This is a genomic window from Brevibacterium ammoniilyticum, assembly GCF_038429965.1.
Classification (GTDB): domain Bacteria; phylum Actinomycetota; class Actinomycetes; order Actinomycetales; family Brevibacteriaceae; genus Brevibacterium; species Brevibacterium ammoniilyticum.
On sequence record NZ_BAABNP010000015.1, the window covers coordinates 19,116 to 37,802 of the forward strand.

Consider the following 18,687-nt stretch of genomic DNA (forward strand, 5'->3'; position numbering starts at 1 on the left):
TCGGTGCCCGAGGAGAGTGATATGGCCACGAAGTATTCGCACGAGCGCATCGAAGCGATGACCGAGGAGGTCCTCGCCGTCGCAGACGCACTCGGCGTGCCGTTCCTCGCGCCGCATCCCGGGCGTCCCGGAACGGGACCGGCCGGTGTCACGACGGCCGGCGAGGACGAAGCCGCAGCCCAGGACCTCGTCACCGCTCTGCTCGAGGCGAGCGCCGAGTGGGGCACCACGACCGGGTGCCGCGCCGTCGGACCGTTCGGGACCTTCCTCGCCGGCATGGTCTCGGGCCCCGAATGCTGCGGCCTCGCAGCCGTCTCCGACCTTGTGCACGCACTCGAACGTGACGACCATCCGGCCGCGGTCAGCTCCGGGCCGGAGACTCTCCACCGTCGGGCCGGGTGAGGACCTCTTCGACCCGGGCAAGCGCCTCGGCGATCGAGGTGTCCGGGGAATCCGCACGGAGCCGGCCGGCGAGGAAGGCCGCGACGACGGGACTGACCGTGGAGTCCGAATGCTTGATGTGGGAGGCGAACTCGAGGACGGCCGCGACATCGGCCTCCGAGATCGCCAGCTCTGCACCGGCGAGCTCTGTTCCGGCGAGCTCGCGCACCCTCATCACCTCGGCGGGAACCGGACGACGGGCTGAGCGTACGCCTTCGGTATCCGCCGCGCTGCCGACGGCTGCTCCGTCTTCCCCCGCGAAACCGCCCACGGCTGCTCCGTCTGCCTCGCCGAGCCTCCGGGCGATCCGCTCGTACTCCTCCCGGGTGTCGAAGTCGACGACCTCACCCGGATCGATGTCGACCGGGGTCACTTCGAGCCCGTCGAAGAGGAGCCGGACCGCCCGGTCCTTCGTCTCCCCGATGTCGTCGAGGCGGTCGATGAGCAGCGAGGTCGGCCATGCGGCGCAGAGGAACTGCAGCTTGCCGCGGTCGTCGCTGCCCGCGGCGGGCAGCCCGGACTCCGTGCTCGCGGTCACGAGATCACGCAGATGCGCGGCCGGGATGAGGGGCATGTCGCCGGCGAGGATCACCGTGGTCTCCGCCTCACCCATCGCCCGAACCACCGCATCGATGCCGGCCAGCGGCCCGGAGAACTCCGGGACCTCGCGCACGCTTCGCACTGATCCGGCCTCTGCGTCGGTGAGCCCGTCGGTGGGGCCGGCGAACCATACCTCCGCCTCGGGCAGCGCCGCACGGACGGTGGTGAGGATGCGTGAGATCACCGTCTGCTCGCCGAGGCGGACGCCGGGCTTGTGGACGCCGCCGAACCGTGAGGATCGGCCGCCGCTGAGAATCATCACCGTGATCGACATGGCATGATCATACGCCTTTCTACATTTCGTAGAAGAAGGATGCGGGACGCCTCTGCGGACGCCGGGGAACCACCTCGGCGGGCACCGAATAAACACGGTCGAAACGGCTCCGCGCGCGCGATGACTCTGATGACATCGGAGGCGGAGGACCCCTACCTCGAGAAGGACTCACGATGACTCAGCCCCATCCCCACCCCATGGCCGGACCACCGGCCGCAACGACGCGCGCGCAGCGGACCAAAGCGCTGGTCTTCGCCACCCTCGGGTTCACCGTGACCTTCTGGGCCTGGTCGCTCATCAGCCCGCTCGGCCCTCGCTTCGTCGAGGAGAAGCTCACCGACGACGCAGCCCTCATCGTCGCGATCCCCGTCCTCGTCGGCTCGCTGGGACGGATCCTCGTCGGCGCCCTCACCGACCGCCTCGGCGGCCGCCTGATGATGCCGTTCATCGCGATGATCACCGTCGTCCCGGTGCTCTTCGTCGGCTTCATCGGGCAGTACAACTACACCACCCTCATCATCGGCGGCTTCTTCCTCGGCGTCGCCGGCACGAGCTTCGCCGTCGGCGTCCCCTACGTCAACCGCTGGTTCCCCAAGGAGTCCCGCGGCTCCGCGATCGGCGTCTACGGCATGGGCATGATCGGCACCGCGATCTCCGCATTCACCACCGTGCCCCTGCACAACATCTCCCCGCAGCTGCCGTTCATCGTCGCCGCCGTCGTCCTCGTCGTCTACGCGATCCTCGCCTACACGATGATGCGCAACCCGCCGGACTGGCAGCCCGTGCGCCAGAGCCTCATCGCCACGCTCGGTCGGACCCTGTCGATCAAGCTGACGTGGCAGGCGGCCTACCTCTACGCCCTCGCCTTCGGCGGCTATGTCGCGTTCTCCGTCTACCTGCCGACGTTCCTCACCAACGCCTACGAGCTCGAACCCGCCGACGCCTCCCTGCGGATGGCCGGCTTCGTCATCGTCGCCGTCCTCGCCCGCCCCCTCGGCGGCATGCTCTCCGACCGGATCGGCGCGGTCAAGACCCTCGGTGTGGCCTACTCGCTCATCGCGATCTGCGCGATCGCCCTGTCCTTCGACCCGCAGCACATCGTCGTCTACACCACCGAGTTCATCCTCATGTCCGCCGGTCTCGGCCTCGGCTCGGGAGCGACCTTCGCCCTCATCGCCCAGCGCTCCGACCCCGCCCGGGTCGGCTCGATCACCGGGTTCGTCGGCGCCGCCGGTGGCCTCGGCGGCTTCGTCCCCCCGATCCTCCTGGGCGCCATGTGGTCAGCGACCCAGAGCTACTCCCTGGGTCTGCTCCTCCTCGCCGGCTTCACCGTCCTCGCCCTCCTCGTCACCCTCTGGGTCGGCACGGTCCCCGCCTCCGACCCCACCCCCGAAACCGCGCACCCGGACACCAAGGAGACACGGTCATGACCCCCGAGCACAGGCCGCAGACCGGCACCGACAACTCGCTCATGGATGCGCTCATCGGCAGCCGGAAGCTCTTCACCCCCAGGGCCGCGGTGTCCGCGGACAAGCGCGAGATCCACCTCAAGGGCGGCCGCCAGGGCGACTCCTTCTACCGCAACCGCTGGGCGCACGACAAGGTGGTGCGCTCGACCCACGGCGTCAACTGCACGGGTTCGTGCTCGTGGCACGTCTACGTCAAGGACGGCCTCATCACGTGGGAGTCCCAGGCCACGGACTACCCGAGCCCGGGACCCGACATGCCCGAGTACGAACCACGCGGCTGCCCGCGCGGAGCCTCGTTCTCGTGGTACACCTACTCGCCCACCCGGGTCCGCTACCCCTACGTCCGCGGCGCCCTGCTGCGGCTCTTCCGGGAGGCGAAGGCGAGCCACGGCGGCGACCCCGTGCTCGCCTGGCAGTCGATCGTCGAGGACCCGGAGAAGGCCCGCCGCTACAAGTCCGTGCGCGGCAAGGGCGGACTCGTGCGCGCCACCTGGGAGGAGGCCGTCGAGATCGTCGCCGCCGCCTACGTCTACACCGTCAAGCACGTCGGACCCGACCGGGCGACCGGCTTCTCCCCGATACCGGCGATGAGCCCCGTCTCGTTCTCCTCCGGCGCCCGCTTCCACCAGCTCATCGGCGGCTCGATGCTCTCCTTCTACGACTGGTACGCCGACCTGCCGCCCGCCTCTCCGCAGGTCTTCGGCGACCAGACCGACGTGCCCGAGTCCGGTGACTGGTGGAACTCCTCCTACCTCATGATGTGGGGCTCGAACGTTCCGCTCACCCGCACCCCCGACGCGCACTGGATGGCCGAAGCCCGCTATCACGGGCAGAAGGTCATCGCGATCGCCCCCGACTACGCCGAGAACGTCAAGTTCGCCGACGAATGGCTCGCCCCGGCCACCGGCACCGACGGCGCCCTGGCGATGGCGATGGGCCACGTCATCCTCAAGGAGTTCTTCGTCGAGGAGACCACGGACTACTTCGACGGCTACGTCCGCACGTACACCGACCTGCCCTTCATCGTCGAACTCGAGAAGCGTGAGGACGGCACGTTCGTCCCCGGGCGCTTCGTCACCGCGACCGACCTCGGACCGGAGATCACCGCCGAGGCGGACACCGAGCACGCCGACTTCAAACCCGCTGTCTGGGACCTCGCCACCGACGGTCCCGTCGTGCCCAACGGCACCCTCGGCCACCGCTTCTCCGCCGACGGCGAGGGTCGGTGGAACCTCGACCTCGGCGACATCTCCCCCGCCCTGTCCCTGCGCGAGACCCAGACCGCCGAGGCAGGGGCCACCTCGGCGGGCGCCGAGGCCGTCGAGATCCGTCTCCCCCGCTTCGACACCGCCGGCCAGGGCGAGCGCGACGAAGTGGTCCGCGGGGTGCCCGTCCGCCGCCTCGGCGACCGGATCGTCACCACCGTCTTCGACCTCCTGCTCGCCGAGTACGGGGTTGGTCGGGACGGCCTGCCCGGGCAGTGGCCGGTGAGCTACGAAGACCCGGAGAGCCCCTACACCCCGGCCTGGCAGGAGGAGATCACAGGGGTGCCGTGGCAGGCGGCGGCGCGCATCGCCCGGGAGTTCGCGACGAACGCCCGCGACTCCAAGGGCCGGTCGATGATCATCATGGGCGCGGGCACGAACCACTGGTTCCACTCCGACCAGACCTACCGGACGTTCCTCACCCTGACCACCCTGTGCGGCACGCAGGGCGTCAACGGCGGCGGCTGGGCCCACTACGTCGGGCAGGAGAAGATCCGCCCCTTCACCGGCTGGCTGCATCTGGCCAACGCGCTTGACTGGGCCCGGCCGCCGCGGCAGATGACGCAGACGACGTACTGGTACATGCACACCGATCAGTGGCGCTACGACCAGTTCGGCGCCGACATGCTCTCCGCCCGCGCCGGGCAGGGGAAGTTCGCGGGCATGTCGACGGCCGACGCCGTCGCCCAGGCCACCCGGCTCGGCTGGCAGCCGTACTACCCGACGTTCGACGTCAATCCCCTCGACCTCACCGAGGCGGCCGCCGAGGCCGGGAAGTCGAGCGTCGACCACCTCGTCGACGAACTCAAGGACGGCCGCGTGCGCTTCGCCGTCGAGGACCCGGATGCGGAGAACAACTACCCGCGCATCTGGTCGATGTGGCGGGCGAACACCCTGGGCTCCTCGGCGAAGGGTGACCAGTACTTTCTCAAGCACCTCCTCGGCGTGGACAACTCCGTCAGCGCCGAGGAGACGCCCGAGCATCTGCGGCCCCGCGACGTCGACTGGCGGGAGAAGGCACCGCAGGGCAAGATCGACCTGCTGCTCACCCTCGACTTCCGGATGACGACGACGACCCTGCACTCCGACGTCATCCTGCCGGCGGCGACCTGGTACGAGAAGCACGACCTGTCGACGACGGACATGCACCCGTTCGTCAACACGTTCAACCCGGCGATCTCCACGCCCTGGCAGTCGCGGACGGACTGGGAGACGTGGGCGACGATCGCGAAGAAGTTCTCCGAACTCGCCCGCACCCACCTGGGCACCCGCCGCGACATCGTCGCAGTCCCCCTCCAGCACGACACCCCCGATGCGCTCAATACCCCGCACGGGAGGGTCAGGGATTGGAAGTTCGGCGAATGCGAGCCGATCCCGGGGGTGACGATGCCCAAGCTCGTCGAAGTCGAACGCGACTACACGGCCATCCACGAGAAGTTCACGACGATCGGTCCCCTGCTCGAATCCCAGGGCATGACCACCCGTGGCATCCGCTACGAGGTCGACCACCACGTCGAACGCCTGCGGCGGATCAACGGGGTCGAGACGAAGGGCGTGGGCAAGGGGCAGCCGCGCCTCGACACGGACCGGCGGGCAGCGGACTACATCCTCGGGCTCTCCGGCACGACCAACGGACTGCTGGCCACCGAGGGGTTCACCACTCTCGAGCGGCGCACCGGGCGCCGGCTCGCCGACCTGTCCGCCGAACACGAGGGCAAGCAGGTCTCCTTCGAGGACGCCAAGGCCGCCCCCGTACCGGTAATCACCTCACCGGAATGGTCCGGGTCCGAGTCCGGCGGGCGCCGGTACTCGCCGTTCACGATCAACGTCGAACGGCTCAAGCCGTGGCACACCCTGACCGGGCGCTACCACTTCTACATCGACCACGACTGGTTCCACGAGATGGGCGACATGCTGCCCGCGTTCCGTCCGCCCCTGGACATGAACGCCCTCTTCGGGGAGCCGCGGGTCGGCGATTCCGACGGCACGTCGATCGCCGTGCGCTACCTCACCCCGCACAACAAGTGGGCGATCCACTCGATGTACCAGGAGAACTTCTTCATGATGTCCCTGGGCCGCGGCGGGCAGACGATCTGGCTGAGCGTCGAGGACGCCGAGGCGGTGGGCATCGCCGACAACGACTGGATCGAGGCGATCAACCGCAACGGCGTCGTCGCCGCCCGCGCCGTGGTCTCCCACCGGATGCCGAAGGGAACGGCGTTCATGCACCACGCGCAGGAGCGCACGGTCAACGTCCCCCTGACGGAGACGACGGGTCAGCGCGGAGGCATCCACAACTCGCTCACTCGGATCATGATCAAGCCCACCCACCTCGTCGGCGGGTACGGGCAGCTCGCCTTCGCCTTCAACTACTACGGCCCGACCGGCAACCAGCGCGACGAGGTCACCGTGATCCGCCGCCGCTTCGACCAGAACGTGGAGTACTGATGCACACGATGACGATGGGGAGTGATCAGCGATGAGGATCATGGCGCAGATGGCGATGGTGATGAACCTCGACAAGTGCATCGGCTGCCACACGTGTTCGGTCACCTGCAAGCAGGCGTGGACGAACCGCAAGGGCACCGAGTACGTGTGGTTCAACAACGTCGAGACCCGGCCCGGACAGGGCTACCCGCGCGGGTACGAGGACCAGGAGAAGTGGGAGGGCGGCTGGGCGCTCAGCCGCAGCGGCCGGCTCCGGCTCAAGGCCGGCGGGAAGCTGAAGAAGCTCGCGAACATCTTCTCCAACCCGAAGCTGCCGGGCATCGAGGACTACTACGAGCCGTGGAGCTACGAGTACGACAACCTGCTCTCCTCCCCCGAGCAGCGGAACATCCCCACGGCCCCGCCGAAGTCCCTGCTCACCGGGGAGCGCCTCGACATCAAGTGGTCGGGCAACTGGGACGACGACCTCGGCGGGACGTATGCCAAAGGCGATCTCGACCCGATGCTCAGGTCGATCTCGGACAAGGTCAAGCTCGAGTTCGAAGAGACCTTCATGTTCTACCTGCCCCGGATCTGCGAGCACTGCCTCAACCCCTCCTGCGTGGCCTCGTGCCCGTCGGGGGCGATCTACAAGCGCGAGGAGGACGGCATCGTCCTCGTCGACCAGGACTCGTGCCGCGGCTGGCGCATGTGCATCTCCGGCTGCCCGTACAAGAAGATCTACTTCAACCACCGCACGGGCAAGGCCGAGAAGTGCACGTTCTGCTACCCGCGGATCGAGAACGGCGAACCCACGGTGTGCGCGGAGACCTGCGTCGGCCGCCTGCGCTACATCGGCCTCGTCTTCTACGACGCCGACGCCGTCACCGCGGCCGCCTCGGTGCCCGATGAGAAGGACCTCTTCGCCGCGCAGAAGGACCTCATCCTCGATCCGTTCGACCCCGATGTCATGAACGCCGCCGAACGCGCAGGCATCCCGCACGACTGGATCATGGCCGCCCAGCGCTCCCCGGTGTACAAGCTCATCAAGGAGTTCGACCTCGCCCTGCCGCTGCACCCGGAGTACCGGACGATGCCGATGGTCTGGTACATCCCGCCGCTCTCGCCCGTCGTCGATGTCGTCAAGGATTCCGGCTACGACGCGGAGAACGCCGTCAACCTCTTCGCCGCCATCGACGAGCTGCGGATCCCCATCGAGTATCTGGCGAACCTCTTCACCGCCGGGGACACGGACGCCGTCGCCGATGTGCTGCGCCGGATGGCTGCAATGCGGGCGTTCATGCGCGACATCAACCTCGGCGCCGAACCCGATGAGCGCATCCCGCACGCCGTGGGCATGACCCCGGAGGCGATGGAGGACATGTACCGCCTGCTTGCGATCGCGAAGTACGGCGAGCGCTACGTCATCCCCGCCGGGCACTCCGAGCAGGCGCACAGCCTCGAGGGGATCGGCTCCGACTGCCCGCTCAACGCCGAGGGCGGACCGGGCATGGCCGACATCCCCGACATCGACAGTCCCGGGTTCTCAGGCACCTCGGGACTCGAGGATCCGCTGGCCGAACGCGGTGCCGAGGCGCCCGAGCGCTCGCGTCTGCGGGGACGGGTCAACCTGCTCAACTGGAACGGGAAGGGCCGTCCCGACGGCCTCTTCCCCTCGCCCGAGAAACCGCAGGGAGCCTGAGATGTACCGACCGCTCGCCTTCCTGAAGAAGTGGAGAACGCGCGCCGACGAATACGCCGACGGCGGTGAGGGCACGGCCGACGGGCTCGACGAAGCGGGACTGCGCACCGTGTGCGCGGTCGTCTCGTGGCTCATCGACTACCCCGATGAGCAGCTCATGGACCGGCTGCCGCAGATCCGGGCGCTGTTGGCCGCCGCCGATCTGCCCGACGGGATCCGGCAGGACCTCCAGGCCACCCTCGACCACCTCTACGAGGACGACGTCTACCGGCTGAGCGCGGACTACGTCGAGACCTTCGACACCCGGCGCCGCGGCTGCCTGTTCCTCACCTACTTCACCAACGGGGACACGCGTCGCCGCGGTCAGGCGCTGCTCGAGATCAAGGAGATCTACCGTGCGGCCGGCCTCGACATGGACGATGCGCAGCTGCCGGACCACCTCACGTGCGTGCTCGAATTCGCCGCCGGACACGACCTGCGTTCCGGGATCCGGATCCTGCTGGCCAACCGGGCGGGTCTCGAGCTGCTGCGGCTGCACCTGACCGAGATCGATTCGCCGTGGGCGGGCGCGCTGCGCGCCCTGTGCGCGATCCTCCCGCCGCTCGAATCCGACGACGTCCACGCCGTGGAGCGGCTGGCCGCCGAGGGGCCCGCCGAGGAGACGGTGGGCCTCGACGGACTCGGCGGGTACGGGGACGACCCGACCGCCTCGGCGCCGCCGACGATGATGCCCACCGGCACCTGCGGACCGGTGCCCGGCCCGGGACCGGACGAGTCGGACGGGTCTGGGCGGAACTCCGGCCCGGTCGGCGCCGCCCCACCCGATGCCTCACTCATTCCGCTCACCGACGTGACAGGAGATCGCTCATGAGCACGCCCACCGTCCTCGACACGATTCTGTGGCTGATCATCCCGTATCTCGCCCTCGCCGTCTTCATCCTCGGGCACATCTGGCGCTTCCGCCGCGACCGCTTCGGGTGGACGAGCCGGTCGAGCCAGATCTACGAGTCGAAGCTGCTGCGCATCGGCTCCCCGCTCTTCCACTACGGGATCATCTTCGTCTTCCTCGGCCACGTCATCGGACTCGGCATCCCGAAGACGTGGACGGCAGCCGTCGGCATCTCCGACCACGTCTACCACTTCATGGCGATCAGCATCGGCCTCGGCGCGGCAGCGGCGACCGTCGGCGGGCTCGGTCTGCTCCTCTATCGCAGACGGACGAACACTCGCGTCTTCGGGGCGACGACGCGCATGGACAAGCTCATGTACCTCATGCTCACGATCGTCATCCTCGCCGGCGTGTACTCGACGATCGTCGACTCCGCGATGGGCGGCTACGACTACCGCGAAGGCGTGTCCCGGTGGTTCCGCCAGTTCTGGATGTTCCAGCCCGACGTCATGCTCATGGCGCAGGCCCCACTGGGATTCCAGGTCCACGTCATGGCAGCGATCCTCCTCTTCGCGATCTGGCCCTTCACCCGACTCGTCCACGTCTTCGCCGTGCCGCTCGGGTACCTGGCCAGGCCCTACATCGTCTACCGCACGAAGGACCGGGACAGGCAGCCGGAGAAGCGCGGCTGGGAGCGCATCGACTACTGAGCAGTCTTGAAACAAGTTCACTTGTTCTCGGTTCGGGGTCGGCGACGGAAATCGTAGGGGCGCCTCGGTGCGGGTGGGCGATACTGGTGGGGCAGCCGCAGCACCGGAGATCCGAGAAGGAGCAGCCAGAATGACGAAGTTCGATGTGGTCGAGGCGTCCATCGCGACCCTGCGCCAGGCACTCGAGGACGGGGAGACCACCTCGGCGGAACTCGTCGATGCCTACCTCGAGCGCATCGCCGCCTTCGACGGCCCCGAGACCGAGACGAAACTCAACTCCGTCATCGTCGCCAACCCCGAGGCCCGCGCCGAGGCGGTCGCCTCCGATCAACGGCGTGCCCGCGGTGAGACGCTGGGTCCCCTCGACGGGATCCCGTACACCGCGAAGGACAGCTACATGGTCTCCGGGCTCACCGTGGCCTCGGGTTCCCCGGCCTTCGCCGACCTCGTCGCGCAGAAGGACGCGTTCACGATCGAGAGGCTGCGTGCGGGCGGGGCGATCTGCCTGGGCCTGACGAACATGCCGCCCATGGCCAACGGCGGCATGCAGCGCGGACTCTACGGCCGCGCCGAGAGCCCCTACAACGCCGACTGGCTGACCAGCGCCTTCGCCTCCGGATCCTCGAACGGTTCGGGCACGGCGACGACGGCGAGCTTCGGGGCGTTCGGCCTCGGCGAGGAGACCTGGTCGTCCGGCCGGGCACCCGCTTCGCACAACGCCCTCATCGCCTACACCCCCTCGCGCGGGGTGATCTCGGTGCGCGGGAACTGGCCGCTCGTGCCGACGATGGACGTCGTCGTCCCCCACACGCGCTCGATGGCCGACCTCGCCGAGGTCCTCGACGTCATCGTCGCCGACGACACCGAGACCCGCGGCGACTTCTGGCGGGTCCAGCCGTGGGTGGAGATCCCCGCAGCCTCGCAGGTGCGCCCCGACTCATACTCCGCGCTGCTGCCCGCCGACAGCGAGGCTGCGCGGGGCGTGCTCGCGGGCAAGCGCCTCGGCGTGCCGAAGATGTACATCAACGCCGACCCGGAGGCAGGCACCAACCCCGAAGGCGGGATCGGCGGGCCCACCGGGCAGCGCGTCGAGACCCGGGATTCGGTCATCGCCCTGTGGGAGGCAGCCCGCCGCGATCTCGAGGCCGCCGGCGCCGAGGTCGTCGAGACCGACTTCCCCGTCGTGAGCAACTATGAGGGCGACCGTCCCGGGGCCCCGACGATCGGCACCCGCGGCTTCGTGAGCCCCGAGTACCTCGAGAAGGAGATCGTCGACCTCTCGGCATGGTCATGGGACGACTTCCTGGCAGCCAACGGCGACCCGACCCTCAGCAGCCTCACCGAGGTCGACGGCGCCCTGATCTTCCCGCAGCCCGAAGGCGCCCTGCCCGACCGGTACACGGGCTTCGACGACGACATCGCCGAGTACCCGGAGCATGTGCGCACCCACCCCTACGCCGCGATGACGGACATTCCGCTCCTCGAGTCGGGGGTGCGCGGACTCGAGGAGACCAGGCGCGTCGACCTCGAGGAGTGGATGGACGACAACGGCCTCGACGCCGTCGTGTTCCCGGCCATGGCCGACGTCGGCCCCGCGGACATGGACGTCGACGAGGCTTCGGCCGACCTCGGCTGGCGCAACGGCACGTGGGTCGCCAACGGCAACCTCGTGCCGCGGCATCTCGGAATCCCGTCGGTGACCGTGCCGATGGGCACGATGGCCGACACCGGCATTCCCGTGGGCCTGACGATCGCAGGGCGCGGCTGGGACGACTCGGCCCTCATCGCGCTGGCCGCGGCCTTCGAAGCCACCGGCGAACGCCGCGAGGTCCCCCCGCGCACTCCGCGCGTCTGAGCGCAGCGGCTCCGTGTCGCTGGCCGTGCGCTGCCCACCCGCGGCCCCTGACATTCGGACGCTCAATGTCGATTCTGGACTCGAAAATCGACACCGAGCGTCCTTTAGTCGCGGGCGTCGCGCACACTCCACCAGCTGTGCACCTTCGCGACCAACGCGCTGCGCGACCCTAGTCGCCGAGGCTCTGCTCGCCAGCACCCCGTTTCGAGGACGCTGAGTGTCGATTCCGGGCTCGAGAATCGACACTCAGCGTCCATTAGTCGTGGGCGCCACGCCGCCGCCCGCGCACCCTGTCCCTCCGCGCTGTGCTCCATCCCAGCCCCTCGGACCTCGCCGCGAGTCTGAAATCTTCGGGTGAACTGCGGTCGGGTCTGGCGCAGGAGGCGGCAGTGGTGGAACAGTGGGCTTCATGACTGATCTCACCGTTCTCGCCGACCGCGCCGCAGCTCTGCTCGATGCCCACCACCAGGCGAAACCCGTGGTTCTGCCGACAGTGTGGGACGCATGGTCGGCCACTGCGATGGTCGACGCCGGCTTCTCCGCGCTCACCATCGGATCCCATCCTCTCGCCGATTCGCTCGGCTTCGAAGACGGGGAGAACATGCGCCTGGCGGACGCCCTCGCCGGCATCGCGCGGATCACCGCGTCGGTCGACGTGCCCATCAGTGCGGACCTCGAATCCGGCTACGACACCCCCGCTCCCGATCTCATCGCCGGACTCCTCGACGCCGGCGCCGTGGGGCTCAACATCGAGGACACCGTCCACAGCGAAGGGCGACTGCGCAGCGCCGAGGAGCACGCCGAGTACATCGGCGACCTCCGCCGAGCCGCCGAGGCTCAGCGCGTCCACGTCGTCATCAACGCCCGCACCGACGTCTTCAAATCCCCTCAGGGATTCGACGACCCCACCGCCGAGGTGATCCGCCGTCTCCAGCTGTGCGCCGAGGCCGGCGCCGACTCCGTCTACCCCGTCGCGATGCCGGACACGGAGACCCTCAAGCGGGTCGTCGCCGAGGTGCCGCTGCCCCTCAACGTCACCGCCCGCCCCGTCGAGGGCGCGATCCCCGACGGACTCGGACTCACCCAGCTGACGGAGATCGGCGTCAAGCGAGTCTCCTTCGGCCCGCTCCTCCAGGCGGCCATGCGCCCGCAGTTCGCCGAGCTCACGCAGAGCTGGCGCTGACAACCACCTCGGCGAGGGGAACCAACCACATCCCCGTCGCCGCCCCAGAGTGCACCACCCCTTCAACCCCATACAGCACCACAACGAGGAGATGCTATGCCTGAGAATGCCCGTGAAGGTCAGCCCGTCTGGATCGACTACGTCTGCCAGGACTTCGACGCGATGAAGAACTTCTACACGGAGATCTTCGGCTGGGAGATCGTCGACCAGGGACCCGATTTCGGCCACTATCACATGGTCCGCAAGGACGGCGTCGACGTCGGCGGCTTCATGCGTGCGATGAACATGGACGGGACCCCGAGTCCTGAGATGCCCACCGCGTGGTCGCTCTATCTCAACACGAAGGACATCGCCCACACGTATGCGAAGGCCATCAGCGATGGTGCCGCCGAGGTGGTCGGACCGATGCCGGTCGGCCCGCTCGGTCAGATGGCCGTCGTCGTCGATCCCACGGGTGCCGCGGTCGGCATGTGGCAGGCGGGCGAGTTCACCGGGTTCGAGACCCCGCTCGTGCCCGGCACACCCGTCTGGTTCGAGCTCATGACGACGAACTACGACGCCGCGTGCGAGTTCTACGTCGACGCCTTCGACTTCAACCTCGTCGAAATGGAGGGCCAGGACATCAAGTACGCGACGAACGGCGGCAATGAGATGGCCGTGGCCGGCATCTGCGACGGAAGCCAGTGGGTGCCGAACTCGTACTGGCGCACGTATTTCAACGTCGCCGATGTCGATGCGACGGCGGCGCAGATCGTCGAGCTCGGCGGGGCGGTGCTCGATGGCCCGATGGATTCGGAGTTCGGTCGCGTGGCCACCGTCACCGATCCCGAAGGCGCGACGTTCCAGCTTCACCAGGACCTCTGAGTCACGTTCTTCAGGCCGAGATCGACGATGACCGACCTTCCGGGTCCCGATGCTGGTGGCACACCCGTCGCGGCGTCCCGCCCAGACCGTTCGCTCGCACGCGAACGCTGGGCGGGTCTGCGGCGACGCTGCCTCAGCCTCGGGACCGGGGAGTTGGTTGCGGCCGCCGTCTTCGCCCTCTTCTTCGGGTTCGGGCTCAGTCCGGTTGCCTACGCCAATGAGGTCGAAGCCCTGTGGTTCGCGTTGGGACCGCTGCTCTTCATCCTCGTGCAGGCGGGGATCTACTGGCTGATCGTGCGCTCTCGCGTTCCACATCCTCTGCCGCCCGGGGTGGCGGCGGTCTACCGCGTCCTGCGCGTGCTCAACCCGTTCGTCCTCGCGGCAGGAGCTGTCGGCGTCGCGCTCAGCCTCGACGGACCGACCCCGGCGATCGTGCTCTTCGCTGCGATCTGGCTCTTCGGGGTCATCGAGTACGTCAACTACTTCATCGTCCGGCTCGCCTACCCGGTCTCGAGCTGGCTGACCGAGGTCGGCCGATGGAGCACTCCGCGACTCGTCCGCGACATCCGCATCCCCCGCGGCTGAGGCTCATCCGCCTCATTCCGGGCCCGACGTCTCACCCCCTCATGGCGAGCGCGAACGGCAGCACCGCGCTCGCACCGGCCTGTCGCAGCTGCCGGGCGGCGATCGCCATCGTCCACCGTGAGACGATCTCGTCGTCGACGAGGAGGACGGACCTGCCGGCGACCGCCTCGGCGACCTCCTGGGGAACGACGAACGCATCGTGGAGGTCCTTGACGCGGAACGCGCTGTTGACATCGGGTGTGCCGTGGTCGTGGACCTGGAGCAGCTCTCCGCCGTCGATGAGCCGACCGGCGGCGGCGAGGTTCGCCGCGAGCGAGCGCACGGTCACCGGGCGGCGCGCGCTCGGGATCGAGACGACGACTTCGGGACGCTGCGACCAGTCCCACCCGCCGAGCACCTCGAGGCACCACTTGCCGATCTGGGCGGGCACCTCGGCGTCGGGGGCATCGGCTGCGAGGAACTCCCGCAGCACCTGCCCCTGTCCGAGGTCGCTGAGGCGGGCGATGACGCGTCCTTCCTCGGCGAGCTCCTCGGCGGGGATCCGACCTTTGAGGGTCACCCCGATGTTCGCCATGCCGCTGGGCCAGGTGCTGCGCGCTTCGATGGGCAGTCCGATCCGGTGGAGCGTCCCGGCGGTCTCACGTCGGCGCTCCTCGGAGATCTCCGCCGACCACCACTGACCGGCGCAGTTGTCGCATCGTCCGCACGGCCGCGGGTCGGGGTCGTCGAGCTGGCGGATGAGGAACTCCATCCGGCACGCCCCGGTCGATTCGTAGTCGAGCATCGCCTGCGCCTCGGCGGCGCGCACCTCGGCGACCTTCTCGTAGCGCTCACGGTCGTAGGTCCAGCCGCGCCCCGTCGAGACGTACCCGCCGCGGACCTTCTCCACGGCCTCCTCGACCTCAAGGGTCTTGAGCAGCAGCTGCAGGCGGGTCCGCTTCGTGCCCACGAGCGTCTCCAAGCGGGCGACGGACAGGGGTCCGTCCGCCTCGGCGAGGGCAGTGAGCACGGCATCGGCGTCGGCCTGGCTCGGCATCGACGCGGTGGCGAAGTACTCCCAGATCTCCGCATCCTCGGACCCGGGCAGGAGGAGCACGTCGGCGGAGGCCGTGGCGCGACCGGCACGGCCGACCTGCTGGTAGTAGGCGACGGCCGAGGACGGGGCGCCGACGTGGACGACGAAGCCGAGGTCCGGTTTGTCGAAGCCCATGCCCAGCGCCGAGGTGGCCACGAGTGCCTTGAGCCGGTTGTCCTTGAGCTGCTGTTCGAGTTCGGCCCGTTCCTCGGCGTCGGTGCGGCCGGTGTAGGCACGGACCTCGTGGCCCTGGTCGCGCAGGATCCGCGTGATGTCCTCGGCGGCGCTGACCGTGAGCGTGTAGACGATGCCCGAACCCGTGAAGTCGCCGAGGTGGGAGCTCAGCCACGCGATCCGCGCGCCCGGGTCGAGGCCGGGCTGGACGCCGAGGCGCAGGGAGTCGCGGGCGAGTTCGCCGCGGACGACGGTGGTGTGCTGCCCGAGCTGTTCGGCGACGTCGTCGACGACGCGGGTGTTCGCCGTCGCCGTGGTCGCGAGCACCGGAGTGTCGGTGGGCAGTTCGGCGAGGATGTGGCCGATGCGCCGGTAGTCGGGCCGGAAGTCGTGCCCCCAGTCGGAGATGCAGTGGGCTTCGTCGACGACGATGAGGCCGAGGATGCGCATGAGGTGCGGGAGCACCTCGTCGCGGAACTGCGGGTTGTTCAGCCGTTCCGGGGACACGAGGAGGACGTCGATGCTGCCCGAACGCAGGTCGTTAAGCACCCCGTCCCATTCGGTGACGTTGGAGGAGTTGAGTGTGGCCGCGCGGACTCCGGCGCGGGACGCGGCGTCGATCTGGTCGCGCATGAGGGCGAGCAGCGGGGAGATGATGAGGCTGGGTCCGGCGCCGGCGGCGCGCAGCAGCCGGGTCGCGACGAAGTAGACCGCGGATTTGCCCCAGCCGGTGCGTTGGACGACGAGCACCCGCTTCCTGCCTTCGACGAGGTCGCGGATCGCCTCGAGCTGGCCGTCCCGGAAGCGGGCGTCCGGGTTGTTCGTCAGCTCCGCCAGGACGGTCTGTGCGTGGGCGTCGAAGTCGGTGAGCAGGGAGTTCTCCGTCATGCGCCCAGTCTAGGCGGGGGCACTGACACGGCCGTGGCCACCGCCTCGGCGAGATCAGCGCAGGGCGACGCTGACGCCGAGGGAGGCGAGGACTCCGAACACGACGCCCCAGAGGATGATCGAGATGATCTGCCAGAAGGCCACGACATTGCGGTTGGCTCCGAAGCTCACCATGGCCATCGAGGTGATCTGCGAGGGCAGCACGGTCTGGCCGAGGAGGGAGACGCCGGGGACGCCGAACCTGTCGAACATCCTCTTCAGCCGCTCCCGCCGGTGCGAGATCGGCTTCTCCTTGCCCTTCGTCGCCTTGTCGCGGATGGCTCCGGCGCCGTAGACGAAGGCGAGCATCGAGATGGTGTTGCCGATGACGGCGACGAGGACCGCGACGACAGGATTGAGGCCGATGGCCACGCCGATCGCCGACCCGAAGTACGACTCGACGAAGGGGATGGCCGAGACGATCATCACGCCCAGCCACTGCAGCCAGTCGGGGAAGGAATCGGCGAAGGACTGAATGCTCTCGATCATGATGCGGCTCCACTCTCTTGGATGCGGGTCTCCGGGATGCAGACCTCGGGATTGCGGGGTCGGTATGGTTTCTAGTACAGCGTACTAGTACACTGTACTATACACAATGGGTACAGTGACTGCTCGGAGAGGAGAACCGATGTCCCGGCGCGATGAGATCATCGATGCGGCGATCCGCCTCGCGGAGTCGTCCGCTCCCGGCGAGGCGACGCTGAGCGTTCGTGCGATCGCCAAGGAGGCGGGCATCGGGGCCTCGACCCTGCGGCACTACTTCCCCACTCAGAACGCGCTCTACCAGGAGGTCGCACGGCGGTCGATGCAGACCGTCGTCCAGGACTTCTCGATCGCGGATTCGAGCATCGACCCGGCCGAGCGCCTCTACGAGGTCTGCGCGCAGTTCCTCATCAACGACGAACTCAAGGACATCCAGCTCGAGACATGGTTCAAGATGCACCTCAATGCGCTCGGACCCAATCCGCGCGAAGGCTCCCATTCCCTGCTCGAGCATGCCCATGAGATCACGTACGACAGCCTCCACCGCTGGCTGGGTATCCTCGCCGAGGAGGGTCACCTCGACCCCGCCGAGGTGGCCCCCAGTGCGACGCTCCTCTTCACCGCGATCGACGGCATGGCCCTGCACTCGATCATCACGCCCGAACGCATGACCGTCGATGACGTCCACGCCAACGTGAAGTGGCTGATCGGGAAGATCCTCGCCTGAGGAGACCCCTCCCTCGCCGAGGCGGGCGCCGGCCGCCCCAGTCCGGCCTCCGCCCGGTCGGCAGCGTGTCAATCCTTACCGAGACATCCGACCCTCACCGCATGTGTTCGGCGGCCCGGCCGAGCGCCTCGGTGAGGCGGGCGAGCTTGTCAGAGGCGAGCGTCCAATGGTGCCAGTAGAGGGGGACGTCGACGGCGGGGTCGGCGGTGATCGGCACGAGGTCGGCGTCGATGCCCTCGAGCTGCATGACGGGGATCATCCCCCATCCGACGCCCGCGGCGACGGCGGCGGCGAACTCCGCTGAGCTCGGCACGACCGACATCGGCGGGACCGTCGCGATGCCGCGGCGCGCAAGGAAGTTCAGCTGGAGGTCGTCGTCCCGGCCGAAGTTGACCATGGGCAGGGTCGCCAGGTCCACCTCGGCGGGGGTGGGGGATTCCGGGTCGAACCCGAATTTCGCGAGCAATTCCCGGGTGGCGACGGCGAGGTAGCGCATCGATCCGAGGTGCCGGACCTGGGTGCCGTATCCGCTCACCTCCGCCGAGGTGATCGTCCCGAGGACCTCGCCGGAGGTCAGCAGCGGCACGGCCTTGTCCTGGTCGACGACGTCGAGGCGGATGACGACGTCGTCCCAGTCGGCCACCTCGGCGAAGACGGGACGGAACCACGTGGCCAGGGAATCGGCGTTGACCCCGATCCGCAGCACCGTCGGCTCACGCCGGACCCCGGGGTCTCGGAGTGCGCCCTCGGGTGCGTCGGCGGCGATGCCGTGGAGGCGGTCCATGGCCTCGGATTCGAGGAGCTCGACCTGGCGGGCGTAGCGGAGGACGGCGGTGCCCGCCTCGGTGACGGTGATGGGGTTGGTGCGGCGGATGAGGACCTGCCCGAGCCGGGATTCGAGGGCGCGGATGCGTTGGCTCGCCGCCGAGGCGGTGATGCCGAGGACGAATCCCGCACCCTCCACTGTGCCTTCGTCGACGGCGGCGGCGAACGCGCGGACGTGTTCGAGGTTCATAAAGATATTCTGCATCAGGTGA

The 18,687-nt window shown here is 68.6% G+C and carries 15 protein-coding genes; 11 read left to right on the forward strand and 4 right to left on the reverse strand.

The annotated features are described in order from the left end of the window. Positions 1–21 precede the first annotated feature (21 nt). Positions 22–402 (forward strand): hypothetical protein, encoded by a 381-nt coding sequence (locus tag AAHA49_RS15000; RefSeq protein WP_342038844.1) that lies wholly within the window; start codon positions 22–24, stop codon positions 400–402. Here the strand turns inward: AAHA49_RS15000 and AAHA49_RS15005 are convergent. Next, positions 362–1,315, reverse strand: a complete 954-nt coding sequence (locus AAHA49_RS15005) for a molybdenum cofactor guanylyltransferase (RefSeq protein WP_342038845.1) — start codon at positions 1,313–1,315, stop codon at positions 362–364. The two genes, AAHA49_RS15000 and AAHA49_RS15005, sit on opposite strands and share 41 nt — an antisense overlap. A gap of 173 nt (positions 1,316–1,488) precedes the next feature. Here AAHA49_RS15005 and AAHA49_RS15010 point away from each other — a divergent pair, with 173 nt between their 5' ends. The 9 genes from AAHA49_RS15010 to AAHA49_RS15050 all read left to right on the forward strand — a co-directional run bounded on the left by AAHA49_RS15010 (position 1,489) and on the right by AAHA49_RS15050 (position 14,264). Beyond that, complete coding sequence (locus AAHA49_RS15010; protein WP_342038846.1) at positions 1,489–2,745, forward strand: MFS transporter; 1,257 nt, start codon at positions 1,489–1,491, stop codon at positions 2,743–2,745. Beyond that, positions 2,742–6,497 (forward strand): nitrate reductase subunit alpha, encoded by a 3,756-nt coding sequence (locus AAHA49_RS15015; protein ID WP_342038847.1) that lies wholly within the window; start codon positions 2,742–2,744, stop codon positions 6,495–6,497. The genes AAHA49_RS15010 and AAHA49_RS15015 overlap by 4 nt, the downstream gene beginning before the upstream one ends. Positions 6,498–6,528: 31 nt before the next feature. Beyond that, positions 6,529–8,178: a nitrate reductase subunit beta gene (gene narH / locus AAHA49_RS15020; protein WP_342038848.1), complete on the forward strand. Its 1,650-nt coding sequence runs from the start codon at positions 6,529–6,531 to the stop codon at positions 8,176–8,178. A 1-nt stretch (position 8,179) separates the two neighbouring features. After that, positions 8,180–9,049 carry a nitrate reductase molybdenum cofactor assembly chaperone gene (gene narJ / locus AAHA49_RS15025; protein ID WP_342038849.1) on the forward strand — a complete coding sequence of 290 codons (870 nt, stop codon included), beginning with the start codon at positions 8,180–8,182 and terminating at the stop codon, positions 9,047–9,049. Continuing rightward, on the forward strand, positions 9,046–9,777 hold the full coding sequence (gene narI, locus AAHA49_RS15030) for a respiratory nitrate reductase subunit gamma (RefSeq protein ID WP_342038850.1): 732 nt from the start codon (positions 9,046–9,048) through the stop codon (positions 9,775–9,777). The genes narJ and narI overlap by 4 nt, the downstream gene beginning before the upstream one ends. Positions 9,778–9,907: 130 nt before the next feature. Beyond that, entirely contained in the window at positions 9,908–11,632 is a 1,725-nt protein-coding gene (locus AAHA49_RS15035; RefSeq protein ID WP_342038851.1) for an amidase, read from the forward strand. Between the two features lie 409 nt (positions 11,633–12,041). Then, positions 12,042–12,815: an isocitrate lyase/PEP mutase family protein gene (locus AAHA49_RS15040; protein ID WP_342038852.1), complete on the forward strand. Its 774-nt coding sequence runs from the start codon at positions 12,042–12,044 to the stop codon at positions 12,813–12,815. A 96-nt stretch (positions 12,816–12,911) separates the two neighbouring features. Then, positions 12,912–13,679 (forward strand): VOC family protein, encoded by a 768-nt coding sequence (locus AAHA49_RS15045; protein WP_342038853.1) that lies wholly within the window; start codon positions 12,912–12,914, stop codon positions 13,677–13,679. Between the two features lie 27 nt (positions 13,680–13,706). Further along, complete coding sequence (locus AAHA49_RS15050) at positions 13,707–14,264, forward strand: hypothetical protein (RefSeq protein ID WP_342038854.1); 558 nt, start codon at positions 13,707–13,709, stop codon at positions 14,262–14,264. A gap of 31 nt (positions 14,265–14,295) precedes the next feature. Here AAHA49_RS15050 and AAHA49_RS15055 read toward each other — a convergent pair whose 3' ends face one another. Beyond that, the gene (locus tag AAHA49_RS15055; protein ID WP_342038855.1) at positions 14,296–16,401 is read right to left on the reverse strand and encodes a RecQ family ATP-dependent DNA helicase; all 2,106 of its coding nucleotides are present in this window, start codon (positions 16,399–16,401) and stop codon (positions 14,296–14,298) included. A 54-nt stretch (positions 16,402–16,455) separates the two neighbouring features. Beyond that, positions 16,456–16,929: a hypothetical protein gene (locus AAHA49_RS15060; protein WP_342038856.1), complete on the reverse strand. Its 474-nt coding sequence runs from the start codon at positions 16,927–16,929 to the stop codon at positions 16,456–16,458. Between the two features lie 139 nt (positions 16,930–17,068). On the opposite strand from AAHA49_RS15060, the gene AAHA49_RS15065 reads away from it, so the two are divergent. Beyond that, positions 17,069–17,650, forward strand: coding sequence for a TetR/AcrR family transcriptional regulator (locus AAHA49_RS15065; protein ID WP_342038857.1), 582 nt, complete (start codon positions 17,069–17,071; stop codon positions 17,648–17,650). Between the two features lie 94 nt (positions 17,651–17,744). Here the strand turns inward: AAHA49_RS15065 and AAHA49_RS15070 are convergent, their stop codons facing one another. Continuing rightward, positions 17,745–18,680, reverse strand: coding sequence for an ArgP/LysG family DNA-binding transcriptional regulator (locus tag AAHA49_RS15070; RefSeq protein ID WP_342038858.1), 936 nt, complete (start codon positions 18,678–18,680; stop codon positions 17,745–17,747). Positions 18,681–18,687 lie beyond the last annotated feature (7 nt).